The 25,310-nt window shown below is 61.7% G+C and carries 23 protein-coding genes and 3 pseudogenes; 16 read left to right on the forward strand and 10 right to left on the reverse strand.

The features are described from left to right. Positions 1-2: 2 nt before the first annotated feature. Genes LPA45_RS31555 through LPA45_RS31570 form a run of 4 tightly spaced genes read left to right on the forward strand, consistent with a single transcriptional unit; the run spans position 3 to position 3,226 of the window. Complete coding sequence (locus LPA45_RS31555) at positions 3-218, forward strand: hypothetical protein (protein ID WP_116323602.1); 216 nt, start codon at positions 3-5, stop codon at positions 216-218. Further along, positions 215-808 carry a cytochrome C oxidase subunit II gene (locus tag LPA45_RS31560; protein WP_116323603.1) on the forward strand — a complete coding sequence of 198 codons (594 nt, stop codon included), beginning with the start codon at positions 215-217 and terminating at the stop codon, positions 806-808. The genes LPA45_RS31555 and LPA45_RS31560 overlap by 4 nt, the downstream gene beginning before the upstream one ends. Further along, on the forward strand, positions 795-2,417 hold the full coding sequence (locus LPA45_RS31565; RefSeq protein WP_116323604.1) for a cbb3-type cytochrome c oxidase subunit I: 1,623 nt from the start codon (positions 795-797) through the stop codon (positions 2,415-2,417). The genes LPA45_RS31560 and LPA45_RS31565 overlap by 14 nt, the downstream gene beginning before the upstream one ends. Continuing rightward, on the forward strand, positions 2,417-3,226 hold the full coding sequence (locus LPA45_RS31570) for a cytochrome c (protein ID WP_116323605.1): 810 nt from the start codon (positions 2,417-2,419) through the stop codon (positions 3,224-3,226). Before LPA45_RS31565 ends, LPA45_RS31570 begins: the two co-directional genes overlap by 1 nt. A gap of 194 nt (positions 3,227-3,420) precedes the next feature. On the opposite strand, the gene cax is transcribed toward LPA45_RS31570, so the two are convergent. Further along, positions 3,421-4,494, reverse strand: coding sequence for a calcium/proton exchanger (cax, locus tag LPA45_RS31575; protein ID WP_317921591.1), 1,074 nt, complete (start codon positions 4,492-4,494; stop codon positions 3,421-3,423). A 576-nt stretch (positions 4,495-5,070) separates the two neighbouring features. Between cax and LPA45_RS31580 the strand changes: the two are divergent. The 7 genes and pseudogenes from LPA45_RS31580 to LPA45_RS31610 form a co-directional block, all read left to right on the forward strand. Further along, positions 5,071-5,292, forward strand: a pseudogene (locus tag LPA45_RS31580) (DUF3300 domain-containing protein); the annotation flags it as partial. A 213-nt stretch (positions 5,293-5,505) separates the two neighbouring features. Then, positions 5,506-6,093, forward strand: a complete 588-nt coding sequence (locus LPA45_RS31585) for a DUF1344 domain-containing protein (RefSeq protein ID WP_116323607.1) — start codon at positions 5,506-5,508, stop codon at positions 6,091-6,093. Between the two features lie 154 nt (positions 6,094-6,247). Continuing rightward, positions 6,248-8,569: a DUF3141 domain-containing protein gene (locus LPA45_RS31590; RefSeq protein ID WP_367395336.1), complete on the forward strand. Its 2,322-nt coding sequence runs from the start codon at positions 6,248-6,250 to the stop codon at positions 8,567-8,569. Positions 8,570-8,608: 39 nt separating this feature from the next. Continuing rightward, positions 8,609-9,568: a phosphate acetyltransferase gene (locus LPA45_RS31595; protein ID WP_317924628.1), complete on the forward strand. Its 960-nt coding sequence runs from the start codon at positions 8,609-8,611 to the stop codon at positions 9,566-9,568. A 4-nt stretch (positions 9,569-9,572) separates the two neighbouring features. Continuing rightward, positions 9,573-10,763, forward strand: a complete 1,191-nt coding sequence (locus LPA45_RS31600; RefSeq protein WP_367395337.1) for an acetate/propionate family kinase — start codon at positions 9,573-9,575, stop codon at positions 10,761-10,763. Between the two features lie 73 nt (positions 10,764-10,836). Further along, positions 10,837-11,616, forward strand: coding sequence for an enoyl-ACP reductase FabI (gene fabI, locus LPA45_RS31605; protein ID WP_116323148.1), 780 nt, complete (start codon positions 10,837-10,839; stop codon positions 11,614-11,616). A 695-nt stretch (positions 11,617-12,311) separates the two neighbouring features. After that, entirely contained in the window at positions 12,312-12,530 is a 219-nt protein-coding gene (locus LPA45_RS31610) for a hypothetical protein (RefSeq protein ID WP_367395338.1), read from the forward strand. Here LPA45_RS31610 and LPA45_RS31615 read toward each other — a convergent pair. The 3 genes from LPA45_RS31615 to LPA45_RS31625 form a co-directional block, all read right to left on the reverse strand. Beyond that, on the reverse strand, positions 12,525-12,788 hold the full coding sequence (locus LPA45_RS31615) for a hypothetical protein (RefSeq protein ID WP_317924948.1): 264 nt from the start codon (positions 12,786-12,788) through the stop codon (positions 12,525-12,527). The two genes, LPA45_RS31610 and LPA45_RS31615, sit on opposite strands and share 6 nt — an antisense overlap. A gap of 118 nt (positions 12,789-12,906) precedes the next feature. Further along, a complete protein-coding gene (locus tag LPA45_RS31620; RefSeq protein ID WP_317924949.1) occupies positions 12,907-14,142 on the reverse strand; it encodes a type II toxin-antitoxin system HipA family toxin in 1,236 nt (411 codons plus the stop codon). Further along, the gene (locus LPA45_RS31625) at positions 14,139-14,480 is read right to left on the reverse strand and encodes a helix-turn-helix domain-containing protein (RefSeq protein WP_116323146.1); all 342 of its coding nucleotides are present in this window, start codon (positions 14,478-14,480) and stop codon (positions 14,139-14,141) included. Before LPA45_RS31625 ends, LPA45_RS31620 begins: the two co-directional genes overlap by 4 nt. 157 nt (positions 14,481-14,637) lie before the next feature. Here LPA45_RS31625 and LPA45_RS31630 point away from each other — a divergent pair, with 157 nt between their 5' ends. Together LPA45_RS31630 and LPA45_RS31635 are read left to right on the forward strand one after the other, a co-directional pair. Next, positions 14,638-14,895 (forward strand): type II toxin-antitoxin system Phd/YefM family antitoxin, encoded by a 258-nt coding sequence (locus LPA45_RS31630; RefSeq protein ID WP_116323145.1) that lies wholly within the window; start codon positions 14,638-14,640, stop codon positions 14,893-14,895. A gap of 2 nt (positions 14,896-14,897) precedes the next feature. Next, positions 14,898-15,278 (forward strand): type II toxin-antitoxin system VapC family toxin, encoded by a 381-nt coding sequence (locus LPA45_RS31635; RefSeq protein ID WP_271816161.1) that lies wholly within the window; start codon positions 14,898-14,900, stop codon positions 15,276-15,278. Positions 15,279-16,228: 950 nt separating this feature from the next. On the opposite strand, the gene LPA45_RS31640 is transcribed toward LPA45_RS31635, so the two are convergent. The 5 genes and pseudogenes from LPA45_RS31640 to LPA45_RS31660 all read right to left on the reverse strand — a co-directional run. Then, on the reverse strand, positions 16,229-16,915 hold the full coding sequence (locus LPA45_RS31640) for a metallophosphoesterase (protein ID WP_317924951.1): 687 nt from the start codon (positions 16,913-16,915) through the stop codon (positions 16,229-16,231). Between the two features lie 548 nt (positions 16,916-17,463). Then, positions 17,464-19,172, reverse strand: a pseudogene (locus LPA45_RS31645) (DNA primase small subunit domain-containing protein). Beyond that, entirely contained in the window at positions 19,156-19,296 is a 141-nt protein-coding gene (locus tag LPA45_RS31650; protein ID WP_317924955.1) for a hypothetical protein, read from the reverse strand. Before LPA45_RS31650 ends, LPA45_RS31645 begins: the two are co-directional and overlap by 17 nt. A 934-nt stretch (positions 19,297-20,230) precedes the next feature. Further along, the gene (locus tag LPA45_RS31655; protein ID WP_317924956.1) at positions 20,231-20,698 is read right to left on the reverse strand and encodes a hypothetical protein; all 468 of its coding nucleotides are present in this window, start codon (positions 20,696-20,698) and stop codon (positions 20,231-20,233) included. Between the two features lie 238 nt (positions 20,699-20,936). Beyond that, positions 20,937-21,768, reverse strand: a pseudogene (locus LPA45_RS31660) (Fic family protein); the annotation flags it as partial. A gap of 508 nt (positions 21,769-22,276) precedes the next feature. Between LPA45_RS31660 and LPA45_RS31665 the strand changes: the two are divergent. From LPA45_RS31665 to LPA45_RS31675, 3 genes are all read left to right on the forward strand, one after another. Then, positions 22,277-22,522, forward strand: coding sequence for an AbrB/MazE/SpoVT family DNA-binding domain-containing protein (locus tag LPA45_RS31665; protein WP_317924959.1), 246 nt, complete (start codon positions 22,277-22,279; stop codon positions 22,520-22,522). Beyond that, a complete protein-coding gene (locus LPA45_RS31670) occupies positions 22,519-22,914 on the forward strand; it encodes a PIN domain-containing protein (RefSeq protein ID WP_317924960.1) in 396 nt (131 codons plus the stop codon). Before LPA45_RS31665 ends, LPA45_RS31670 begins: the two co-directional genes overlap by 4 nt. A gap of 264 nt (positions 22,915-23,178) precedes the next feature. Next, on the forward strand, positions 23,179-23,577 hold the full coding sequence (locus LPA45_RS31675) for a hypothetical protein (RefSeq protein ID WP_317924961.1): 399 nt from the start codon (positions 23,179-23,181) through the stop codon (positions 23,575-23,577). 237 nt (positions 23,578-23,814) lie between these two features. On the opposite strand, the gene LPA45_RS31680 is transcribed toward LPA45_RS31675, so the two are convergent. Beyond that, entirely contained in the window at positions 23,815-24,003 is a 189-nt protein-coding gene (locus LPA45_RS31680) for a hypothetical protein (RefSeq protein ID WP_317924962.1), read from the reverse strand. Positions 24,004-25,310 lie beyond the last annotated feature (1,307 nt).

A 25,310-nucleotide genomic window follows, 5' to 3' on the forward strand; every position in this document is an offset into this window, starting at 1 on the left:
CGATGACCATACCCAGTCCGATACCCAGCGCGAAACCGGTCGCCCCCGATCCTGACCATTCCGAGCCCATCGAGCCCAGCGAGGCCGACGTGCATCGCGTGGTCAGCGCAGGACCCACCGGCGCCTTCGCCGTGGCAGGGGTGGCCACGGCTATCGTCGTGCTGATCTACCTCGCCTTCTGGTTTTTCATCCACGTGCCGAGGGGGATAGTCCAGTGAACGCAGCAACGCCGCCTTCCAGACCGTCCGCCGCCCCGGACGGCCATCACGCCGAGGCGGTCGCGGTCGCGGCCGAGCGGCGCTGGGCCGTGGTGGTCGGACTCATCATTGTCGTGATTATTCTTCTGATGATCTTCGCCGGGCTGCACTGGGCGTCGATGCCGCCATCGCGGGTGGAGACGGTGGATGTTAAGACGTTGCACCTGCGCGGCGAATTCGCCGAGGGCAACCTGGGCACCGCCGTGGACGCCGATGGCAAGGTCACGGTGCGGCTCATCGCTCAGCAGTACTCATTCGAGCCACAATGCATCGTGGTGCCTGCAGGGGTGCCCGTCACCTTCCGCGGCACCGCCGCCGACGCCATCCACGGCTTCATCGTCGGCACGACCAACGCCAACACCATGCTCATTCCCGGCTTCGTGGCCACTTTCACCACCACCTTCCCCAAGGCCGGCGAGCACCTGATGCCCTGCCACGAGTACTGTGGCACGGGTCACGAGGCGATGTGGGCGCGGGTGCAGGTCCTGCCCCGAGAGGAGTTCATGGCCCGCGCGCGTGGCGCGGAAAGGATGAACTGTGTTTCTCGCTAGAAAGCTCGTCCTCGCGCATTTCTGGGTGGCGTTCGTTGCCTTCCTCGGTGCCCTTCTGCTTGGCGAATGGCAGATGTTCATCCGCAGCCCGCTGGCGCAGTGGGTCAACAATCCCGAGCACTACTACCGCTCCGTCACCGCCCACGGCACGGTCATGGCCTATGTGCTGCCCACGCTGGTGGCAATGGGATTCGGCTATGCCATCACCGAGCTGTCGCTGAAGCGGCCTCTGCTGGGGCTGCGCTGGGCATGGCTCGGCTTCTGGCTGGTGATTGCGGGCACGGGACTGGCGGCCATCGCCATGGGACTGGGCAAGGCGTCAGTGCTCTATACCTTCTACCCCCCCATGATCGGCAGCCCGTTCTACTACCTCGGCGTGGTGCTGGTGGTGGTGGGCTCGTGGGTGTGGGTGGCGCTGATGTCGGTGAATCTGCACGCCTGGCGGCGAGACAACCCCGGCGCGACCGTTCCCCTGGCGCTGTACGGCACAGTGGCCGGCGCCTACCTGTGGGCGTGGACGTCGGTGGGTGCGGCGGTCGAGGTCCTGGTGCTGATTCTGCCGGCGTCGCTCGGGCTGACCGACACCATCAACGCCGGGTTATCGCGAGTCTTCTTTTCGTGGACACTGCATGCCATCGTCTACTTCTGGCTGATCCCGGCCTACGTGGCCTTCTACAGCATCGTGCCGCGCGCCATCGGCGGGCGGCTCTACAGCGACACGATGGGGCGGGTAGCCTTCGCGCTGTTCCTCGTCTTTTCCATGCCCATTGGCATCCATCACCTGTTTGCCGATCCGCAGGTCGGCGCGGGCTTCAAGTTCGTGCATGCAGCCATGACAGCACTGGTGTCAGTGCCCACGCTGCTCACGGTGTTTACCATCGTCGCCTCGGTGGAGATCGCGGGGCGGCTGCGCGGCGGCAAGGGCGTGTTCGGCTGGCTGACGGCGCTACCGTGGCGCAACCCGATGATGCTGGCGGTAACGTTCTCCTTCATCATGCTCGGCTTGGGCGGCGCAGGCGGCATTATCAACATGAGCTACCAGCTCAACGAGACAATACACAACACGCAGTGGGTCACCGGACATTTCCACCTGATCTTCGCTGGCGCCATTGTCATCATGTACATGGTGGTCGCCTATGACCTGTGGCCGCAGCTCACTGGGTGCGCGCCGCTGCAATCGGGGCTGGTGCGCCTGCAACTGTGGCTGTGGTTCCTCGGCATGCTGGTGCTGTCGCTGCCGTGGCACTGGGTTGGCCTGCTTGGCATGCCGCGCCGCATGGCCTATTACGACTACACCCACCCGGCGCTCCAGCCGCAGGCATGGACGGTAACCGCCTCCACCTTCGGGGGGCTGGCAATGGTCGTCTCGGCCATCCTGTTTGTGCTGATCCTCGCCCGCGCCCAGCGACGCCCCGGGCCGGTTCCCACCCCTTACACCTTTAGCCAGCCGCTGCATCCCGGTGCCCGCCCGCCAGCCGCGCTGAACGGCTTCGCGCTGTGGGTGGGCATGATGATCGCGCTGACGCTGGTCAACTATGGCTATCCCATCGTGCAACTGGCCATGCTGGACAACGCCCGCGTGCCGGTGGTGCCCATCGGGAGCCGCTGATGCAAGACAACCCTACGCCCCCGGAGCGCAGCCCGCTCGGCAGGCAGAGCGTGGTGGCTCTGGCTGTAATCACCGCCCTGCTGATGCTGGTCGGCTTTCTGTGGCTGCCAATGGCGCAAGGCGACTTTACCGTGCGTGGACTGTGGGACACCATCTGCCGTGCTGCGGGCGTACCGTCCGAATGGGCCGGCAACAGTGCTGCGCGGACCGGCCACGTGGCCACCAACGTCGTGCTGGACCGCGCAATGGCAAATGCGGCGCCGGCCGACGCCGTAGGCCGGGGTGCCACGCTCGCGCTGAACTGCACCATGTGCCACGGCGCGCAGGGTATGAGCGCATCCAATGCCCCCAACCTCGCCGGACAGTATCCCGAAGTTGTCATCAAGCAGATGCAGGACTACAAGGCAGGTAAGCGTAATAGTCCGATCATGGAGACGCTTTCCCGCAATCTCTCCGAGCGCGACATCACCGATCTCGCGGCCTACTACGCTTCGCTTCCAAGGGCCCGCACGGCTCCGACGACCTACAACGAGAACCTGCCCGCCCTGGTGCGCGTGGGAGACCCGTTGCGCAATGTGGCGCCCTGCATTTCTTGCCACGGGGGCGTGGATCAGAAATTCGGCGCGCCGTGGCTCGAAGGCATGCCGCACGCCTATTTGACAAGCCAGTTGCGCGCATTCCGCGAGGGTACCCGCCGCAATGACAGCGAGGCGCAGATGCGCAATATGGCGCGAGCGATGACCGATCACGAGATCGAGGAAGTTTCGAATTTCTACGCAAGAAAGTACAGTGCGGCAGAAGGGCGCTAGGCGGTTTCCCGAAGCTGCCCCAGCGGCGATACCGTTACGGCCACTGTTCGCCAGCAGGGCGACGGCAGCGTGCGGGTGGAGTTCAACGCAGCCAATCCTCGCGATACCGGTTTGCTTGACCGCATTTCACGCAGCTATGACCGCCGCATGGGGCGCTGACGTGGGCCGCCAGCAGCCCTTGCCAGAATGACGGGCTAGCGTGGCAGGAAGAAAAAAGTAAGGGCAAGGGCGATGTAAACGACCAAGAGTTGTGCGCCCTTGAACCAGTCGGCGTGGCCGTCGCTCGCCATTTGTGCCGTGACCACGACGGAGAGGACCACAATCAGAACAAGAGCGGGACGGAAGGCCAGATCCATCGGGGCTGGTCCCAGAAAGTGGCTTGCCAGCACCAGCACTGGCGCGACAAACAGCGCCACCTGCACACTTGAACCAACCGCAATGGAAAACGATAGATCCATCCGGTTCCTGAGGGCTGCGGTAATGGCCGACGCATGCTCGGCTGCATTGCCGAGGATTGCGACCACGAATGCGCCGACGAAAATGTCGCTCAGTGCGTAGTCGCGCATAAGCGGGGCAAGCGACCCCACCATGATCTCGCTCACCCAGGCTGTTCCTACGGTGGCCGCCGCCAATAATGCCAGCGCCCGCCCTGAGGAAGAAGGGTTAGACTTTATCTCCTCGCCTTCGGTGCCAACGCTTCGAGCCTCGTAGGCACTTCGGAACAGCGCGGGGTGTGTGACCAGCGAGAACAGCAGATACAGCGCATAGACGACCAGGAGTGCGAACGAAATCCAGACGCTGAGTCGGTGCAGCCCTGCTGTCTTTCCCTCTACCGCTTCGAAGGTGGCGGGAAGAATCAGAGCCACGGCAGACAATATCAGCATGGTTGCCTGAGAACGCGCGCCACGCGGGTTAAACATTTGCTCAGGATACCGAATGCCTCCAGCGAGCATTGCGGCGCCAAACACCAGCAGTAGGTTCCCGACAATGGAACCGACGATGGAGGCTTCCACCACTTCGTGCAGGCCGGCACGCAGGGCGACCAGTGCGATGATAAGTTCCGCTGCATTGCCGAACGTTGCATTGAGCAGTCCCCCGACCGCCTCTCCCATGCGCTCCGCCAATTGCTCGGTGGCATGGCCCATGCATCCCGCCAGCGGCAGGATCGCCAGAGAAGACGCAATAAAGATTAGGAGATGTTGATCAGCGGCCAGGAATTCTAGGGCGATCGCGATCGGGACAAAAATGAGAAGCAAATTCATCCACATGGATGACCTCCTTCGTCCGGTGAGGCCAGATCGTCCTCAAAACGTCCTTCGATCGCCTACCTGGAGGGATAAAAAGGGAGCTAAAGCTGCTAGAGCCGACGCCCAGATTACGTTGTATCCATCTCCATTCTGATTCGGCTGCATGAGGCCCATCTATTTTTCCGTCTCGCCCATCGCCGCTAATCGCGTCAAGCATGCCGCGTTCGTCAGCAATGGCGCTTCTGCGGTTTCGAAGGACCGCCGGGTGCCACACGCGCCAGCGTGAGAGTCGACACTGCAGCCCTAGCAGGCGACACCTCATGATTGTTCTCCATTGAGGGAGCGGGTGTGCACCGCGCCAGTTCAGCATAGCGCACGCAAAGTCCAGTAGGACTGGTCATTCATCCGGTAGAAATTTCTCTTATCTCGGCGTCCGAAAAGATTCAGTTCTATTGCAGCAACGGGTGACGGTAGAGTACGCAGCAAGACGCACGTCCGGGGCTGGCTACGATGCTTTCAACCGTGTCATTGACTGCCTAAGTGGTCATAGCGTGCAGCGGGGGTCGATGCCCGGCAGTCGGGCGAGGGGGATTGGCTATGGAGGGAGGAGTACTGCGCCGCTGCATCCGCGCATGGATGTTCGCGGGCCTGACCTTGCTGGCGCTCTCCGCCCGGGCGCAGGACGCGACAGCCCAGCCGGCGCCGTTCAAGCCGGAAGAACTCGAGGCGCTGGTCGCACCCATCGCGCTCTACCCTGATTCGGTGCTGTCGCAAGTCCTGATGGCCTCCACATATCCCCTTGAGATCGTGCAGGCCGCGATGGGGGCGACGGTACCAGGCCTGCCGTGCGGCTGACCTTCGATACGCTCGACGACGACACCCTGGACAAGTTGCGGGGGCGCATCCACGACATTTTTTGGAAAAGTCACAAGATCACTGCCCTGATCATGAGAGAACGCTTTAACTGAAGCGAGGGCGGCGTAGGACATCGCGAAATGGGCGCAATACAAGTCTGATCAAAGGGGATTCAGCATGAAACGAAAGACACTTCTGGCTGTTGCAGTGATGGTAGCGGCTAGCGCCTCTGTGTTGGCGCAACCCGAAACCCGTGTGGATGTCACGCAGTCGCCCGGACAGGCTGCGGCGACCGGCACGGCTAAAGTCACTGCCAAGATTGTCAAGATCGATGCGCCGACGCGAACGGTCTCGCTGAAATCCGCCGACGGCAAATCGACGGATCTCGTGGTGGGACCGGAGGCTAGAAACTTCGAACAGCTCAAGGTCGGCGATACCGTCACGATCGAGTACAAAGAAGCCCTGACCGTCAGCCTCAAGAAGGGTAAGGGGCCGCTTGCCATGCACGAGCGCGAAATCTCGGACCGTGCGTCGCCGGGAGCCAAGCCGGGCGGCATGGTCGGCCGTGAGGTGACCGCCACCGCCGACGTTGTCGCGGTCAACACCAGCGCCAGGACTGTCACCCTCAAGGGGCCAAAAGGACGTACCGTGGACCTCCTGGTTGAGGATCCGGAGCGTCTTAAGGACATCAAGAAGGGCGACCGGGTCGAAGCGGTTTATACCGAGGCGGTTGCTGTGTCGGTGCAGCCGGCCGCAGGCAAGTAGCAGCACCGGATCATTCCAGGACAGGCCAAGCCCGCCGACCGTACTGGCCTCTTCCTGGCGTTCGCGGTCGCGTCACGGACTATTATGGGATCGCCATAGCAACCAACCCTGGCTCCTTGGCACCCATGTCACAGCATTTCCAGTGGAGAACGGCATGGATGCAGCAAAGCAACTGGTTCACGCGCGTGAAGTTGGCCTCAAGACCGGCATGGTGCTGCAAAAGCGCCTGAAGAATGCGCAGGAGGCCTATAGCGGCCGCGTGCAGCAAGCCGTTGGGGATCCGGGCGCTGGCCCGGCCATCCCGACGGCAGGGATGGACCCGATGAGCGGCTATGCCTATGCCGTCGACAGCATGCAGCGTGCCATCCTGTTCTGGGACACGCTCAGGCAACGGGGCAATAACTTTGTCGAAAACACCATGCAGGGGCTCAAGCCGGTCCTGCATTTTGGCTACGAGACCGTGTTGGATGCGCGCGAGTTTGAGCGGCCCGTCAACTATGCGCTGCTGAAGATCACGCCGCCCGACGGGGTGGCGATCGATGATAGCCGCCGCCCTTACGTCATCATCGATCCGCGGGCCGGCCATGGTCCCGGCATCGGCGGCTTCAAGGACGACTCGCAGGTCGGGGTGGCACTGCGTGCTGGCCATCCGGTGTATTTCGTCATCTTCTTCCGCGATCCCGAGCCGGGACAGACCCTGCTGGACGTGTGCGAGGCCGAGCAGCAGTTCATCAAGAAAGTGCGTGCGCTGCATCCGCACAGTGCCAAGCCCGCCATCATCGGCAATTGCCAGGGCGGCTGGGCCGCGATGATGCTTGGCGCCTCGGACCCGGACGACACCGGGCCGATCGTCATCAACGGCGCGCCGATGTCGTACTGGAGCGGTGCCTGGAGTGAGGGCGAGGGCGACAACCCGATGCGCTATTCCGGCGGACTGCTGGGCGGGACCTGGCTGGCCTCGTATACGGCTGACCTCGGCAACGGCAAGTTTGACGGCGCCTGGTTAGTCCAGAATTTCGAGAACCTGAATCCGGCCAACAGTCTGTGGGACAAGTACTACAACCTGTACAAAAAGGCCGATACCGAGCCGCCACGTTTCCTGGAGTTCGAACGCTGGTGGGGTGGCTACTACCTGATGAACCGCGAGGAGATCGAATGGATCACGCGCAATTTGTTCGTCGGCAACAAGCTCTGGAGCGGTGACGTCAAGAACGCCGGCGGCAAGGCGTTCGATCTGCGCGAGATCCGCTCGCCCATCGTGCTGTTTGCCTCGATGGGTGACAACATCACGCCGCCGCAGCAGGCTTTCAACTGGGTCGTGGACATCTATGGCAGCACCGAGGAGATCAAGGCGCGCGGCCAGGTGATCGTCGGCATGATGCATCGAAACGTCGGCCATCTCGGCATCTTCGTCTCCGGCAAGGTCGCGCAGAAGGAGCACGCGCAGATCGTCTCGGTGCTCAAGAGCATCGAACTGCTGCCGCCGGGGCTCTACGCCATGGTCATCCATGAGCGCAAGGGCAGCGCTGGCGTGGAGTATGAGGTCGAGTTCGAGGAGCACTCGCTGGAAGAGATCGCCAGCAGGCTTAACCGCTTCGAGCGCGTCGACGAAAGGCCGTTCGAGAGGGTCGCCAACCTGTCGGACTTCACCCAGCGCGCCTACGAGCTGTTTGCTCAGCCTTACGTCCAGGCGCTGTCCAACGAGATGACTGCGCGGGTGCTGCGCGAATTCCATCCGCTGCGCATGCAGAACTGGTTGTTCTCCGACCTGAATCCGTGGATGGCATGGTTGAAGCCCGCCGCCGACGCGGTCCGGGCCAGCCGGCAGGCGCTGGAGCCGGACCATCCGCTGCGCCAGCAAGAGCAGGCGGGCGCGGAAATGCTCAGCGCCGGTCTGGATGCATATCGTGCCGTGCGCGATGCGATGACCGAGTACACCTTTTTTAACGTGTACGCCAACCTGTTCCCGTTCCTGCCAGGGAGCGAGCCTTCCGCCCGCGCGGGTACCCCGACGGTGACCGACCCCAGGGAGTTGCCGGAAGTCAGAGCGGCGCTGGCCGTGGTGGGGCAAGGCGGATACGCCGAGGCCATTGCCCGGCTGGCCTGCCTGCTGGGCCGCAAGGGGGAACCGCTGCCGCTGTCCCGGCTGGAGTTGCGCAAGGAACTGGTCACGGACTATGCGGATCTGCTGCCGGAACTAGAGCCGGACGCCTGGCGCAAGCTCCGCGGCCAGCAGGAACTGATCACGCGGTACGCGCCCGAGCAGGCGCTTGAGACGCTGCCGGCGCTGCTCAGGCACCAGGCCGACCGGCAGCGGCTGCAGGCCCTGGCGGAAAAGCTGCGAACCGATGAGCGCGTGCTTGGCACCACGCCCACCGCCGAGCAGGCAGCCATGCTTGAGCAGGTCAGCACGGTGCTTGGCACCAAGCCGGAACGCGTGCGTGGCGCGGCCGTTCCAATCAAGCGCGCGTCCTAGCACGCCGTGGGTCGCCTGCATCGCGGGCGACCGTCACCGATGACCCTGACGGAGCAAGCCGTGAACGCCAAGCATGAGAAGTACCAGCGTCTGATTGATTTTTGCAAGACCATGCCGCCTACACCAACTGCGGTGGTGCATCCGTGCGACCAGTCGTCGCTGCAAGGCGCGGTGGAGGCCGCACGGCTGGGCCTGATCGCGCCGATCCTGGTCGGGCCACGTTCGCGCATCGAGGACGCTGCGCGCGCAGCCAGCCTTGATATCCGCGATTACCCGATCGTCGATGCCGAGCACAGTCACGCAGCCGCCGCGGCAGCCGTGCAACTCGTTCGCGAAAGCAAGGCCGAGGCCCTGATGAAGGGCAGCCTGCACACCGACGAGTTGATGGGGGCCGTGGTCAAGAGCGACAGCGGCTTGCGCACCGCGCGACGCGTCAGCCACTGCTTCGTGATGGACGTGCCGGGGCACGAGGACGCCCTGATCGTTACCGACGCTGCCGTCAACATCGCGCCGACGCTGGCCGAGAAAGCCGACATCCTGCAAAACGCGATCGACCTGGCCCATGCCTTGCGGGTCGAGGAGGTGCGCGTGGCGATCCTGTCGGCGATGGAGACGGTCAACCCGAAGGTGCCGTCCACGCTCGATGCTGCCGCGCTGTGCAAGATGGTCGACCGCCACCAGATCACCGGGGCGGTAGTCGACGGGCCGCTTGCGCTGGACAACGCCATCAACCTGGATGCCGCACGGATCAAGAAGATCGATTCGCCGGTGGCGGGGCGCGCCAATGTCTTGCTGGTGCCGGACCTGGACGCCGGCAACATGCTTGCCAAGAGCCTGACCTTCCTGGCCGGGGCCGACGCCGCGGGCATCGTGCTGGGCGCGCGGGTGCCGATCATCCTGACCAGCCGCGCCGACTCGGTCACGACCCGGCTGGCGTCGTGCGCGGTGGCCGCGCTGGTGGCCAGGGCACGCCGCGAGTCCGGCAAGGTGGCGGGGTGATGCCATGGCCGAACTGATCCTGGTCCTGAATGCGGGTTCGTCGAGCCTCAAGTACTGCGCCTACGATACCCATGACGATGCGCTGCAACTTGTCTTGCGCGGCAGCCTCGACGGACTTTACACGGCGCCGGCGTTCCGCGCGACCGATGCGGCGGGGGCCGAGATCGAGACCAGGCGGTGGGACGCCGGCACCGAGCTCGGGCACGAAGGTGCCATCGCCTTCCTGGCGGACTTCCTGCGCGGCCATGGGGAAGGGCATACGCTGAGCGCGGTGGGGCACCGGGTGGTGCACGGCGGGGTACGTTTCACCCAGCCGGCAAGGGTGACCGACGCGTTACTGTCGGAACTGGATACGCTTTGCCCGCTCGCGCCCTTGCACCAGCCCCACAATCTCAAGCCCATCCGCATCCTCGCCGAGCGGCGTCCGGAACTGCCGCAAGTCGCCTGTTTCGACACCGCCTTCCACCGGGCGCAGCCGGAAGTGGCACAGGCATTTGCATTGCCAGCGGAGATAACTGCGCGAGGCGTCAGGCGCTACGGCTTCCACGGACTGTCCTACGAGTACATCGCGAGTGTCCTCCCAGGCGTGGATGCGGGCGCGGCCGCGGGCCGCACCGTTGTGGCCCACCTCGGCAATGGCAGCAGCATGTGCGCGCTGGTGGCGGGCCGCAGCGTGGCCAGCACCATGGGCTTCACTGCGGTGGACGGCCTGCCGATGGGAACCCGCTGCGGCAGCCTCGACCCGGGTGTGATCCTGTACCTGATCAGCGAGCTGGGCATGGATGCCCGCGCCATCGAGGACCTGATCTACCGCAAATCCGGCCTGCTTGGCGTCTCCGGTGTGTCGAGCGATATGCGCGCGCTGCTCGCCAGCGACGATGCTCAGGCGCGCTTTGCCGTCGAGTTGTACACGTACCGCATTGCCCGCGAACTTGGCTCGCTCGCCGCTGCCACGCAGGGGCTGGACGCGCTGGTCTTCACCGCAGGCATCGGCGAGCATGCGGCGCCCATCCGCGAACGCGTATGCCGGCTGGCGGCTTGGCTCGGAGTGAGTGTCGATGCCGAAGCCAATGCGGGCGACGGACCGCGCATCAGTTCGGCCTCGGGCCGGGTACCGGTCTGGGTCATCCCGACCAACGAGGAACTGATGATTGCAAGGCACACCCAGGAGATTCTCGCGGCGCATCCGCGATGACAGCTACCCCGGCCAGGTTGGCGCTCGGCACGGTTCGGCGCCACCGAAGCAACAAACCATCAGGGAATGTGACATGACAGCCGAACAACAACCGATCCTTGCCAATGCCAAAGCGCTGGTCTGTGGCATTGCAAATGAGCATTCCATCGCCTACGGCTGCGCCAGAGCCTTCCACGAATTGGGTGCGGAGGTGGCGATCACCTATGCCAACGACAAAGCGCGGCCGCATGTCGAACCGGTAGCACAGGCGCTTGCTGCCCCCATCTTCCTTCCCCTGGACGTCTCGAACGAGACCGAAATGGAGGCACTGTTCGCGCGGATCCGGGAGCAGTGGGGGAAGCTCGACATCCTGATGCATTCAGTTGCCTGGGCCCCCAAGGACGACCTGCAGGGCGGCTTGCTCAACTGCTCGGCGGAGGGCTTCGCCAAGGCCATGGATGTGTCCTGCCATTCCTTTGTGCGTATGGCCCGGCTAGCCGCGCCGCTGATGCGCGATGGTGGCACGATGTTCACCATGAGCTACCACGGCGCCAACAAGGTGGTACCGAACTACAATGTCATGGGCCCGGTGAAAGCCGCCCTGGAGGCGGTGGCGCGCTACCTGGCATACGAGCTAGGGCCGCAGGGCATCCGCGTGCATGCGATCTCGCCCGGTCCGCTCCAGACCCGCGCTGCGTCGGGACTGAAGAACTTCGACGTGATGCTCGCCGACGCCGTGCAGCGTGCCCCGCTTGGAGAACTGGTTGACATCATGGACGTGGGATACACCTGCGCGTTCCTGGCGACGCCTTATGCCAGGCGGCTGTCTGGCGAAACGCTATATGTGGATGGTGGTGTCAATATCATGGCTTGAGACACCAGCAAACACTGGTTGGGATCACGTGGGAAAAGGGTAGCGCTCTGAGTCCAGTCGGCATAAAGTTCACGCTCAACAGTCCAAACTTTGTCATGACAAACTGGCCCGATGGTGTCCTCAGGGCAGATGGCCGCAGTTTTGAGGCAGCATGGTCTTCGCCCGGATGAATCCCGGCTTACCCATTACCGCGACGCCAATGATCTAATTTGCCACCACGATGGCTCCGGTCAGCTTGGCAATGTGCGCCGCGAAAGCACCTGCCGAGGCCGCCACGGGAACCGCGAGCATGCCCCACACGCCACGACTAAAACGCCTATGCCGACCCGGAAGCGCCAAATGGCGGATGCCGGGGACGTAGCCTGAGTGTCGGATGGATTCACGGCCGGGCTTGCGAGCGAGCGGGCAGGGCGGATCGCATTTCAATGCCTATACTTTCACAGCCTACGTGCTGGGCACCCGCACCGCCCGCCATACCTGACTGGGAGGTCGACATGGAAACCTTTAGAATCTTTGTGCGTTCACTGGCGCTGCTGCCTCTGCTCGGGCTGGGCAGCTGCTTCTCATTTGAGCGCCATGTCATCCAGTCGCCTTCGCCTCCCCCCGCGAGCGGGCGTACGGTCATTGTGCCGCCAGGGTCTACAGTGACATGCGTGCCGCAGCCGTGCCAAATACAGTGACGGATTTGAGGCCGGTTGCTTGACGTGCTCGGCCTGGTGCTCGACGTCATCGCCCAACATCATGCTCAGCTGGCTCACGTACTCGAAGAAGCGCCGCTTCAGCTTGTCTGCAAGGTGGTGGCTGAAGTTGCCGCCAAACGGCACCGCGAAACTACGGACATCTGGAAAAACCTGCGGCGCCTGGCACAGACCCTCAATGCTACGCGCTCGGGCCTATGGGGTGATCTGTCATGACTGCTTCGGCCTGCTTTGCAGCTTGAATGAGATCGGGTCCTGAGGACGGAGCTGCGCCGTCAGCATGTCCCGCAGGCGCGGCAAGCCTATGATCCAGCCATTGCGCACGACATCCACGGACGGAACCAGGCGATCCGGGTGCTCCGCGAAGTAGCGCTCGCTTGCGGCCATGAGGCGGCGAGATTCGACCGGCAGATCCGGACTCAGAACCATCGTGGCGAGCCGGAAAACGTTTGCCTCCCGCTGATTGCCGGCCACGGCCAGTCGCCCACGGGCGGCAGCCGCGCACCTTTCCCGTAGCTCACATTCCTCATCTCTCAAGGTCACCGGCGGATCTCCTTGGACAACTCCCTCGGGGGGGGCGTGCGCTTAGTGCCTAGGCACTCCTTCGGGTGCGACGGCGCGTTGGCAATGGGGGAAGGTTGGTGTCACGCATCATGTAGCGTGCGCAGGCCTCGACGTCTTGCTCAGAAACTCCGGCTTCCGCGAAGGTGTTCCTCCATCCAGAAACGATGTCCAGAAGCTGCTCGACTTCAGCGTGTGCCTCCGCAGGCGTGAGCATGAAGCGGGTGGCCTGGGATAGGGCATTTTCCAGCGTCGGGTCAGTGCCGTGATCGCCGACAATCAGTTGCTGGTAGGGAATGCCTTGCAATTGCGGCTGGATGTCATAGACGGGCGACAGCCGCCAGTTTTCGCCACCTTGATGCAGGAAGGCGTGATTCTTCGCATGGTCGTCCGTGTTTTCGATGAGGATGTTCAAAACCATGCGTCGGAACATTTGGAGACAGTCGTCGAGAGGCGAGGGTGAATAGCGGCGCCCGACCTCCGCGATGTCCGCGTAGGACATTTGTTCCTCAGGGATGCCTTCGGCAAGCAGCAGCGTGCGAGCGCTCGCGAAGTGGATGCGGTCGCCGCCAGGTTTCCGGTCAAACCGCTTGACCAGTAGCGTGTTTTTCGTGCCCAAATGGACAAGCCTGGACTCCGGCGCCTCGATGCCGCACGCTTGCGCCAGCACGAGCGAGGCATGCTCGATCGCGCAGAAATCCACCTCGTCGCCCTCTGCTGGGAACTTGGCGATCCAGGAACTGCCTTCATCATCGACAATCGCCTTGGGACGAGCGCCGCCGGCGGTGCCGCCTGGCCGTAGCAACTGGCGAAGGCGATCGTCGATTGGCAGCTGCAGCTCGACGGCGCGCGCGGCCTCGAGCAATCCTGGCAGATCCCCGCGATGGAACACGCGAGGATGATTGACCTCATACCGATCCGCAAGATCGGCAAAGCCGAGCGCGCCGATCCGGTCCTCGCCGGCCAAGGCCAGGTAGTCAATCGCCGCACGTCTGCGTGGGTTGAAGGCCCGATCGATAACGCGCCGTCCCCAGCGGTCCGGTCCGGCGTCTTCGAAGACAGGGTGTAGCTCCAGGCCAGACGGCGCCGAATACTTGCCATCACGGAGCGGCAAGTCTGGCGAGAGCGCGATGGCGTCCTTCCGCTGCAAATAATCAGGCGCGTACGAGAACAGACACTGCCGACCACCGATCAGATCCAGGCGGCCGCAGAGCACAGGTTCAGGGCTGTGAGGTCGGTAGAACCAAACGTACAGGTGGCCGTTCATGCTTTCTTCCACTGGGACTGCGACTTGGCAGCAGGCCGTTGCACGCGGGAGATCTCCAGATCCAGCGCGACCTCATCCGCGGCAGGATTGGCAATCTCGGGAAGCCATTTGACGCGCCCGACCAGCCAGAGCGCCATGGCATAAACGGCGACTGACACCGTTGGATCGCCTTGCTCCATCTTCCGGAGCGTTGGCACGGAAACCTGCATCCGCTCGGCGAAGGCCGCCATCGTTTCTTTGCGTCGCTTGCGGGCAACTTGCAGGTTGAGGCCGAGCTGAATCAGCGACCGGCTGACCGGGCCAGGTAGGGTGGAAACGGCGCTGGCTTTTCTTGGCATGATGCAAATAATAATAGCTCAAATCACTAAAAACAGAACGTATTATTTGCTTTTTACTTCAGCGGTTGGGCGCGGCGCGTTGAGGCATCGCTGCCAACGTGCAAGTCAGCGCCTTGGCAGTTATACTTAGCTAAGACTTCTAGCTAAGGAGAGAAAGATGCTGACGATCAACATGCACGATGCGAAAAGCCAGCTTTCGAAGCTGGTGGACGCTGTCGAGTCCGGCACCGAGGCAGTAGTCATCATCGCTCGCAATGGTAAGCCGGCTGCCCAGCTCGTCCCCGTACCCACTTTCGCACCACAACGCATCGGCGGGGCCAAGGGCATGCTTCCGTCGCTAGAGGGACTGACTCTGCATAAATTCAACGCCAGCGACGACGAAGTCGCGGCGATGTTTCTGGAGGGCGATGAGTGAGGGTGCTCCTGGATACACACATCGCGCTGTGGGCAGTGACCGGCAGCACTGATCTGCCGGCCGCAGCCGCGGCGGTCATTGCCGAGCCGACCAACGATATTTTCGTCTCCGTGGTCAGCCTCTGGGAAATCGGTATCAAATCGGCCATCGGCAAGCTGGGGTTCACAGCCACGCAGGCCAACGCTGCTTTCGATCTGTGCGGATATCAAAGCCTGGTGATAAACAAGTACCATACGAGCACCCTCGATGCGCTGGCGCTTCACGATGACCACAAAGACCCGTTCGACCGCATGCTAGTAGCGCAGGCCCTCCATGAGGGAATGACGCTGCTGACCGCCGACACGAAGATGACCCGCTACTCCCCGACGACTAAGGTCGTATGAGTGCTACCGAATGCCATGAGCCAGAAGGCGAGCGCTAAATCCGAGAACCCCAAACTTGATGCCTGACGGCAGGAATCGCTCCAGGCATTCGAGCAGCGCTTGCTGTCGTTCGCTCGTGCTACGCGTACCAACGCGCCCGTCGCTACCAAAGAGCCGACCGTGGTACGGCCTCATAAGCGCGTGTGCGCCGGCTGATCGCCCTACGCTCCGCGGCTAACGCGCTGGCAAATCAAAGCCGGCCACACCATTAACAAACTGATTGCGGCAAACGCCCGGTTCCCGGGGTCAACTCCGCGCGCGATTCGTTCGCCCTCGGCGTCCCGCTTTTGATGTTCTGCCCCGCTTTTGACGTCCGCAGCGCCAAGAGCTCTCCGGCGAGCAGTGCCTCCGACTTGAGGCGGTCCTGCAAGGTCGGGCCACCCCTCGTTCAGCGTTCTGTTAGCTGCGTGACAATTTTCTCGCTGGCAAAAGAACTGCCGGGAAAAATGGCACCTAATCCTGTGTTGCGCGATGTTTATTTCGCCGTATCCTGCTCCGGTAGGTCCTGCTACCACCCGCGCCCCTTCCCTGGTGAGCGCGGGTTTTTTTCGCGAACAGTATGAACTGCGCGGCGCAGTCTGGATTGCCGTCAACGGCAACCTGGCGGATACTGACTGCGGGCGGCGCCGCAAGGTGTTACTCGATTTCTTCTTGGACGTTCTGCGGCTCTCCTCCATCGGAGCGAGGGCTGTTTTTTTGGTCGCGCCCACTATCTGGCAACCGGCGCGTCCAACTTGCCGACGGCAGCCGCCGCTGCGCGGTCGAGCACCGGATCTGCCGGTGTCATGTCGACCTGCGGGCGGCCTGGCCTGCGTGCACAATCCGAAAGCGCGCCGGTCGTCTGCCCTGCCGTCCAATAGCGCTGCCAGCGAACCTCAACCGCCGGCCGAACCTGCTTCGTCTTGATTTGGTCAAGTCCGGACGCTGGGCAAGAACTCGCCCTCAATCGTGGCCAACGCGCACGCACCGAGACCGAAGATGCGGCACGGTCCTGTGGTCGGATAAGTCGTGGATTCGTGGTGATGACCGTGGAAAGCACGTTGCACGCCCATCGCTTCGATGAGCGTGTCAATCGCCTCGAACCCGTGTGGGTGACAAGCCGGAGCCTCGTGGCTGACCAGGACATCCGCATGCTGACTCAGCAGCGCGTTGTAGGTCTGCGGGAAGATCGTGCTGCGATGGCGCCGCGGCAGACCACCCCGCCAGTAATTCCCCTTCCCACATTTGGCGAGATAGTCAGTGGCGCTCTCTACGCGCGAGGCTTCGGGCGGCATCCAGACCTGGCCCCGAAAAATCCCCCCTAGCCCGGCAAGCCGAAGGCCTGCGATCGTGACCACCCGCCCATCCAGGTTCCGGTCGGCCAGGCCCGAGCCGAACACGTTGTCGTAGTCGGCATCGCTGTCGGTGTCGTGATTGCCTGGAATCCACCACACCTGCGTCAGGGGAAGGATGCTGGCGAGTTCTTCATCCAGTGGACGCTTGGCCTGAATGTCGCCAGCAATCACCACTGCCTCGGGGCGGTGACGATAGACGCTTTCGATCAGCGGGCCGAACTCACCATGGGGGTCGCCGCAAATGAAGACATGGCCTTTAGGCATCGTTCGTAGGGTTAGGTGAATTTTTTGAGCGAAACAGGCACTTCGATGACGGTGACCGTGGGCAGCCTGCGCCGGACGACGTCCTCGCATAGCCTCCCTCCTCGCGCGCCGGACAGATCCGCACTAGCGCCTCGGTGCCGCCCGCCGACTTGTTCACCACAAGCCAGCCGTTGGAGACATGAATAAGCGGCTAGACAATCCAGCTAGGCAGTAATGACCTAAGGTGCAACGACTTGGGCCGCAAGACAAAATTTTGGGCCTTGTGGCATCAGCAGAAGAACTTAGCAGCCTTGCCATCGGCCGACCGATGGCTTACATCGTAGACGCAAGTCGCCGGATGCACGGCTCCAACACCACCGCGCAATGTGATTTGAGCGAATCATAATAAACTTTATAGCCTCCATGCTGCTTTTCTACTTTGAGGAACGGGCCCCATGTCGCGGCCACTACCTGATCCGACGCTGTCTTCGCGCGCGACCACGCCCAGCGTGTGCTGGACCGGCTGGGTTTGTCGATGCTGGTTGTGCCCAAGGCTTGCAGGGAAACAATCATTCTGTCCCGGCCCCTCCCACCGTCCGATACCCCATTGCCCGGTACCCGCGTTGGCGCTTGTCCCACATCCGCAGCAATGCTGCGTGGCCGGTGTCCACAAAATCGATGATCCGTACGTCAGTCTTATCGGCATGTTCGCGGTGCAGCCGGCCCGCGTACTGTTGTAGCGTTCCCCGCCACGACACAGGCATTGCCAGCACCAAGGTATCGAGTGGCGGGTGGTCGAAACCCTCACCAACCAGCTTGCCGATCGCCAGCAAGACGCGCGGTGCGTCAGCTGGCAGGGCGTCGAGCGCCGCGATCAGCGACGAGCGATCATGGCGGCCGCGGTCACCGTCTTGCCGAAGGCGGTCGGTGCGCATAGCACGCCAGCATCATGCGGCAACATCCCGGCAATGGCGGCCTCCTGTTCAAGGCGAAGCGTGCCGACGAAGCCAACATCGATGGGCTCGCCCGCAAAGCGCTCGTCGCGTAGCTCACAGCGGATTCCGTTGTCGCGCAGCAGGTCCAGCGCGGCATCGAGACAGCCGCGCGGCAGGGCGATGTGCTGCGGGTAGTTTTCTGCATTACCGATCACGCGAGGCTTGTCCCACACTGACAACCGCATCGCTTGCGCCTTATAGAACTCGGGGTTCTGGAATGCCGCCAAGCGAATCAGGCGGTTGGCCAGCGGCTGCGGCAGTTGCGCCTTCTCAAAATAGATCAGGTTGGCCAGCGTCACGGTCAGCGACGCCGGCATCTTGCCCGTGAACTTGCTTGTCGTCGACGCTTCGCGCTTCCATGGCGTGGCCAAGTCCTCATCGCCGATGAAGGTGACATCCAGCGGGTGGACGCTACCCGTGGCACGAAAGATAGCTGGCTCGACGTCGTGCGGCGCCATCGGCTGGATTGACGCCAGGAAGGCCCACTGGTCGGGATAGGGATGAAAAGAGGCATCGACGAACATGCTGCAGCCATGCTCACGCGGTCGCTTCTGCAGTGGCAGGGCAATCAGATTGCCGAAGCCGCCTTTGGGCATCGTGTCCTGGTTGGGAAACAGACGGTCATAAGACGCCAGCTTGAGCTGCCGGGTACGCGAGCAGGTGTGACTGATGATGGCCGTGCCCAGGCGGCGCGCATCGCGCGCCGAGACCTTGCCCGCGAAGAAGACCCAGGCGTGGGCGCCCTGGCCGGAGCGAGAAATTTCCAGCGCGACCGGCACACCAAGTTCACTGCAAGACTGCACGAAGGCACCGGCATCGTCCCGCCACTCGGCCTCATCGAAATCGGCGGCGAGGAAATAGCAGGTGTCATCTTCCAGCAACGGATAGATTCCCACCGTGTGCTCACCGGCCAAATGATCGTAGATGACCTGATCAGAGAGCGGGATCAGCAATCGGTTGCCGCAGTCGCCGCACTTGATGCGCGGTTTCTCGCAGACGCCGGCGCGCCATTCGTTGGCGCAAGCCGGCGCGTAGCCGGACTTGCCTGTGGACTTGCTCTCCCAGCGGATCGGATAGGCATCCGTGCGCCCGCGAAACAATCGGCGGAACAGCGCCACCTTGTCGTCCGTGGACAAGTGCGGTTGTTCAGCTCCAAGAACGCCAGGCGCAGCCTCCTTCGGCGGCAAGCGCCATGCGATGCCATGCGCTTCCAGCAGCGCGATCAGGCGGGCGTTCTCGGCTTGCAGCGCGGCGAACGCATCACGATCAGCCATCGGCGCCATACTCGGCCAGCAATGCATCCATGTCATCGCCCACCCCGTAGCCGAAATTGTCGCTGGTGCGGCGCACTTGAGCAAGGCGTGTCCAGAGTGCCGGCCGCTGTGTATCGGGCAGGGTAGCGATCATTTGCAGCGACTGCTCGAACATCCGTACCAACGCGTCAAAATAGCGAAGAACCGCTCCCGCGTCTGGTAGCAGCGGGAACGGACCCCGGTTCGCTTCGGTGCGGCACGTCCGAAAATACAGTTTCTGGCCGCGCCTTCTTCGGGCGAGGTGAGCGCAACCTGGAACAGATGCACCTGTTCTACCAAGCTTGGCCCATCGAGCACATATGTTCGTTGCTCGCTGACGAGGCAGTGATGCCGTCCTCCCGTCGTCGACCTGTTCGGACGTGCCGCATTCACGGAAGCTATCAGCCGAGGTTATTACGCTTGCGCGCGTAGCCACCCTTGTCATCATCCTCTCATAGTCGATTGGCGAATCGCGATCGATTGTATCAATGTGGGATGACTGGCTGGCACTCGCCGCCCCAGGAAGACGGTCTGATTGGATTGGCATCGAGTGGAGAGTTTCAGAGCACCCCCCATTTCGATCCCGGCATGTTTTGAAGGGAAGGGCGCAGCCCTTCATAGGGATTACGGTCGGTGCAATCGTTCGCACCGCTTCCTTCAACACTTACTGCCGGGGCGGTCAGAAGCTAGGGCCGGTTCGAACATCACACGGACCGCGAAGACGTAAGCATCCTGACATACGCCGGCAAGTCCAAGCACTGGTAGCCGGCGGCCGTCAGCGCCCGAGCCTCTTCGTCAGAGAAGACTGGCGAGAACAGCGCCTTGGTCAACGTCCACCCCTTCACCCGGCGCCCTTCCGTTGTCGACATGAATCGCTCGATGTGTCGCTCAAATTCAGAAAGCGAGGACCGGATGTGCTTGCTTGCACTGCGCTTACACGAGCCGAAGCGAATACGCCGCGCATCCTCGTCGAGTGCGACGATGTCGATCTCGATCGCGTTCTGTTCGTCTCGCGGCCGATTCCAGTAGCCCAGCTCGATGGAGGTCAGCTAGAAATCGCCCACGCCCTTTCGCGAACACTCTACGTGCAACTGACGAATCAGTTTCTCGAACGCGTATTCCTCGTGCCCGTGCAGACGAGGGAGCGTCAGATCGATCGCTTTCGATAGCGGGCGCATGCGGGAAGCGTCCCGTGCCGATTTCACGACCGACAGCCACGCCTGCAGAAAGTTGTCGGTGATGTCATAGCGGGCATTGCGACTCTTGCTCTCCGAGAACACCGGGTGGCGCTTGTCGACCATATGGTAATTCTCGACCAAGCGTTTGAACGTGACCTTCAACGACGCTTCGTCTTCACCCCGCAGCAGTGTGCCGACCAGTTGCCCGTGGCTCGAACCTGGATGTTCCGCGAGGAAATTTAGGACTGAGAGCAGTCTGCCCTTCACCTCACGGAGGAAGGATGTGTCTGCCTCTTCGGCCAGAGGGCTATCTTCGCGAAGGAACATCCGCTCGAGCAAGGGACGCCTTCGTCGCGCGCGACGATTCTTCCCAACTGGGCGACCGCCTACGAGCCAACTGGGCAGGAGGAGGGATGTCCATTGACCAGGCGGCGAGGCATTGCGGTGTCTCTGTCGGCATGCTGTCCAAGCTGGGGAGCGACAAGGGGGTCAATATCGAGCACGCCTGTGCTGGACGAACTGGGTTTGACGATGCTCGTCGCATGCGCGTTGGCACCCGAACACGCAGCGGCTGATGCGGCAGATTGGCCATCAGGCGCGAGGTGCGTGTTGACGTCCGCGAATGGCTGCAGATATGGCAGGTGCATCATCACGAAGAATGATTGTTCAAAGGGATCAGCAATTTGATTTACCTTCTCGAGCAGGGCATCTAGTGCGACCTCAATTTGCTGTGGTGCCGACAGGGGACGGTAGACACTTTAGCCGATGTCCACGGCATGCTGGCGAATCCGGCCTTCATCGGCAGGGTTGGGCAACAGGTTCTCCGACAAGGCGCTATGCAAGTTCATCAAGGTATAGCGGTCAAAACCGACTGTAGTGATCTTCTCCACCAGCAGTTCGATGGCCGTCTTGTGGTTGAGGATCATCTGGGTTTCGATGGCCGCCTTGCCTTGCGCTGCCTTCCCGTGCTCAATCAGCTCACGGATGTCCGACAGGTCGATCAGCAGCCGGTTCAGAATAGCCCTGCTATAGGTTCCAGCGGGAGCATCAGCCTGTGCGGTCTTGCGCCGGTGTAGCTGACGCCGAAGCGATTTCGAAAGGTACCGTGTGACATTGGGTTGATAGGCGACAAGGACGTCACGTTGGTAGCCCACAGGCTTGCGCGCTTTCGGGGGCTGATCGATATAGGCCACGATGTCGCGGCTGTCTGCGGAAAGCGGGATGTAACTCGGGAAGCGGTCCCGCTCAGGCGTGGTCGTGGCAAGCTCTGTCGTTTTCGCCACGAAATAACGACGGGCGCGTCCTTCGCCGATCGCCGTGATCTGTCCCCCATCGATCCATTGGCGGATCCAACGTTGGGCTGTCCGCCGCGCAACGTCGGGATGCTGGGCTAGCAACTCGGCGAGCATCAATCCAGCGGGGGCTTTCCGAATGCGGTCTAGCTGGCTGGGCAGTGGACATATGGAGCGTGGCGCAGTATGAGGATCCCAATTAAGTGATGCATGAGATACGCAGCGCGGCCAGGGCTTAGCTGCGGGCCGGCCAAGCGTTACGTCGCATGCCGAAATCTAAATGCAATTAACCGCCAAGCTGTGCCTGCAACTATCAATCACGGGCTACCAGCGGCATGCCGCGGTTACGCCCTGATCCGACGCACTTGTCGCGCGGGGCAATTCGCACCATTCAGCCGCTAGGCGACCGCATTCGAGCCACCCGGGCAGGGGATGGGTACCAATCTTCCAGGCGGCGAGGCATTGCGAGTGGGAGGGAGGGGACAGTCGAGGCAACTGTATTAGGTGTGATCCGGGGGCGCTTCAACAGCGACTTGCTGTGTGCCAATACAAGGATGTGAGAGGACGATCTTGCCGTTTCGAGTTCCTTACATTAAAGTAAGGAATACAAATATCCGGAGGTGCTATGGCTTCTGCAACCATGACATCAAAGGGACAGGTCACAATCCCGGTGGAAGTGCGGACTCATCTGGGCCTGTCTACCGGGGACCGGATCGAATTCGTCCTCAATGAACAAACGGGACGCTATGAAATGGTCCCTGCCACCCGATCGGTAACCTCTCTCAAGGGCATTATTCGCAAGCCTGCGAAGCCAGTCTCGATCGACGACATGAACGCAGCGATAGCGGAGCAGGGGGCTTCTGCCCGATGATCGGTCTCGACACGAATGTGCTCGTCCGATACTTCGCGCAAGATGAACCTGTGCAGGCTAAGCAGGCAACAGAACTGATCGAGTCGCTGACCGGGGACGCCCCGGGTTATGTCACACAGGTGGCCCTCGTCGAAGTCGTGTGGGTATTGGGACGGGCTTATGGTGCGAACCGCGATGAAATCACGCAGGTGGTCGAGACGCTGCTACGGACGAAAGAATTGGTAGTCGAATCGGCGGAAACAGTCTGGAAGGCATTGCGCCTTTATGGCGGATCATCGGCCGATTTCGCCGACTGCCTTATCGAACGGATGTGTCACGACGCGCAGTGTGAATACACGATGACGTTTGACACGAAAGCGGCCAAGGGCGCCGGAATGCGGCTCATAAAATAAGGGGAAAGGACATCGGCGTGAGCAACGATTGACATTCTCATTGAGCCAGATCGAGGCAATCGCGGACTCACTTGGCGATACTGCCGACGGTCTGACGGGGCCCGAGATTGGACTGCTGCTCGCCAATGCCACACAAGCGCAATTGCGACGTTTGGGCAATAGGGTCGGAAAAGCCGGCCAAGCCGGTACATGGAAATCGGGAAACGAATCTGGCGCGCAAGCGCCCCGAACTTCGGGCGGTAGCTGTCGTATTGGGAAACGATAGTGATCAAGATCGACATTGATTTGCGCGACGCTACTAACGCGGAAATCGACACGTTTTACGGGATGCCCGGCTTCGGAAACGTGCTTCGCGAACTGAAGGACAGTGGAAACCGCTATAACGCGGTCTTGACCATCAGGGAGCCGAGAGACGAGAGCGAAGCGCTGGTAAGCTTGCTGATGGAATTCATGCGCAAGCAAAAGATGCAAGTTGGCGACGTCATTCCAGAGAAACCATTCCGGTTTGAGTTTGTTCCATTCCTGAATCCGCGACAGCAAGAGATTTTTGCCTCACATGTTCGAGTCCTTCGCAACATCCAGATGGCTTCAGAAAGACGGCGAGGTATTCAGACTCACCGAAGATGGCTTTCGATGCCTGTACTAACGCCACGGAAAAGCTGACGACAAAGGGATATTGGAATCGCTTACGTTCTCGGCCGTCGTCGCGATGTGGGCTGTCCGTTTGCCGACGAGATCTCCCCATACCTGGACAGCATCCTGAACCTGATCGCGAAGCGGGGCGTCCCGGCGATCCTCAAACTCTTGACCGCCCGGAAGCTCGACATCCCGAAGCTCGGTCGGCTACACGAAAGACGCGCCGTTACTCTTGACCGAGGGTTAGTCTGCGCGCTAACGGTATTAGCCCGCGGCGAACATGACACCCGCACTGCGGGCAGTGGCTTTCAGTCGGAGCATCCAGGCCTGGTAACCTTCGATCGTGGTTACTAGGTCTGCCAGAAGCGGCCGGGAGTCGCCTCCGTGCACAGTCGTCTCGGCAAGCTTGCGCTCGAGGTTGTCATTTAGCTTGATGTCGGTCGGCCTGGCCATGATGGGCTCCACAGTGAGATGGTTGCGTTGGGTTCCCATTGAGTGTAGTTTATCGCAACAATAATCCAAATGTTGCAACTGGTCATTACCGAAATAGCAATAGATGATCGGGCCCGCTCCCACGCGTGAGCGTCAGCCATGTGAAGGAGGGCGATGCCGTGTCTGATGCGGCCCTCTGCCTGGAGCTGTGCGAAAGGGACTCAGGAAACACGCCGGCATAGCTCCCGATGACGCACTGCTTGTGTGCCGACATGGCTTGCGCACTCGAGGATCCGGCGGAATTCGACGCACTCACAATGCAAGTCAAGGAGTTCAGCGATTGGGCGGATACCGAGTTGAAGAAGCTCGATGCACTATAACCCGATACTCGAAGTCTCTCCAGAAGCATTTTTCGGATAACAAGTATTATGTTAAATTGTTATGCTATATAACAAAGTGCATTACGCCTGCGTCGGTTTGCACAAACTTGTTCCCGGTTTTTGCAGAATTTTGTTCCTGGCCCCATGGGCCAGACCAAAGTGCGTCGCGGGGACCGCCCTTCCAGCCTCACCGGCGTGCCGCCGGCTTGGCACCGTGAGCGCACGGGGCGCGCACGGGGGCCCCTGACGGCGCGCGTCCGCGTCTTCGCAAGCCGCAGCGGGCCAGGCAGCGACTGAACGCTCCGTTGGGAAAAGGAACAAAATTACGCAAAACGTCGCCTGGAGGAACAATATTCTGCAAAGTTTCTTTGCATAAAATTGTTCCCGGTGCCTCGGAAACGGCCAACTGGCGGGCGACCAGCAGGAACAAATGGAATGGACGCCTCCCCCCGCAAGGGCTAGCGAGTGAAGCAGTTCAGAAGCAGGAAGGCCGGGTTCTCGCAGCCGACGGCATCAGATGTGCCAAAGTGGAAGTTCCAGCAAGTACCACTTGAGGTAGGAGAATCCGAATGAAGCTCACCGCAGTCGGCGTCGATGTTGCAAAGCGAGTCTTTGTGCGACCTGCAAGTCGCCTGAATTTCTGTTTCACAGGAGAACGTATGGCCTGACGAAACCGGTTGTTCCATCAACCGTTCCCTACCCAGACATGCGGAGCCGGTAACAGCTCGGTGTGAAGCTCTGGGGACAACGTAGCCGCCGGATAACCGGTACGCCCAGCCGCGAGGCGAAGCGGAATCTGCCAGCACGAAGGCGGAGAGGAGCAAGGGATGAGTGGGTACGACCAACATATGTGAACTTCTGATAAACGTCGTGATCTTTGACAAGCCAAACGTGCTGACAGGCTTGAACCAAAACGGTATGCGGTGAGGAGTGGTCTTCGAAGACTGG

It is taken from the genome of Cupriavidus sp. Agwp_2, from assembly GCF_040784895.1.
In the GTDB taxonomy this organism is placed as follows: domain Bacteria; phylum Pseudomonadota; class Gammaproteobacteria; order Burkholderiales; family Burkholderiaceae; genus Cupriavidus.

Excerpts from the sequence above, each read along its gene's own strand:
- LPA45_RS31670 (WP_317924960.1), top strand. The coding sequence starts at position 22,519 with ATGATCGGTCTCGACACGAATGTGCTCGTCCGATACTTCGCGCAAGAT.
- LPA45_RS31590 (WP_367395336.1), top strand. The coding sequence starts at position 6,248 with ATGGATGCAGCAAAGCAACTGGTTCACGCGCGTGAAGTTGGCCTCAAG.
- LPA45_RS31620 (WP_317924949.1), bottom strand. The coding sequence starts at position 14,142 with ATGAACGGCCACCTGTACGTTTGGTTCTACCGACCTCACAGCCCTGAA.
- fabI (WP_116323148.1), top strand. The coding sequence starts at position 10,837 with ATGACAGCCGAACAACAACCGATCCTTGCCAATGCCAAAGCGCTGGTC.
- LPA45_RS31595 (WP_317924628.1), top strand. The coding sequence starts at position 8,609 with ATGACCCTGACGGAGCAAGCCGTGAACGCCAAGCATGAGAAGTACCAG.
- cax (WP_317921591.1), bottom strand. The coding sequence starts at position 4,494 with ATGTGGATGAATTTGCTTCTCATTTTTGTCCCGATCGCGATCGCCCTA.
- LPA45_RS31570 (WP_116323605.1), top strand. The coding sequence starts at position 2,417 with ATGCAAGACAACCCTACGCCCCCGGAGCGCAGCCCGCTCGGCAGGCAG.
- LPA45_RS31585 (WP_116323607.1), top strand. The coding sequence starts at position 5,506 with ATGAAACGAAAGACACTTCTGGCTGTTGCAGTGATGGTAGCGGCTAGC.
- LPA45_RS31555 (WP_116323602.1), top strand. The coding sequence starts at position 3 with ATGACCATACCCAGTCCGATACCCAGCGCGAAACCGGTCGCCCCCGAT.
- LPA45_RS31630 (WP_116323145.1), top strand. The coding sequence starts at position 14,638 with ATGCTGACGATCAACATGCACGATGCGAAAAGCCAGCTTTCGAAGCTG.
- LPA45_RS31600 (WP_367395337.1), top strand. The coding sequence starts at position 9,573 with ATGGCCGAACTGATCCTGGTCCTGAATGCGGGTTCGTCGAGCCTCAAG.
- LPA45_RS31680 (WP_317924962.1), bottom strand. The coding sequence starts at position 24,003 with ATGGCCAGGCCGACCGACATCAAGCTAAATGACAACCTCGAGCGCAAG.
- LPA45_RS31625 (WP_116323146.1), bottom strand. The coding sequence starts at position 14,480 with ATGCCAAGAAAAGCCAGCGCCGTTTCCACCCTACCTGGCCCGGTCAGC.
- LPA45_RS31640 (WP_317924951.1), bottom strand. The coding sequence starts at position 16,915 with ATGCCTAAAGGCCATGTCTTCATTTGCGGCGACCCCCATGGTGAGTTC.
- LPA45_RS31665 (WP_317924959.1), top strand. The coding sequence starts at position 22,277 with ATGGCTTCTGCAACCATGACATCAAAGGGACAGGTCACAATCCCGGTG.
- LPA45_RS31650 (WP_317924955.1), bottom strand. The coding sequence starts at position 19,296 with ATGATCGCTACCCTGCCCGATACACAGCGGCCGGCACTCTGGACACGC.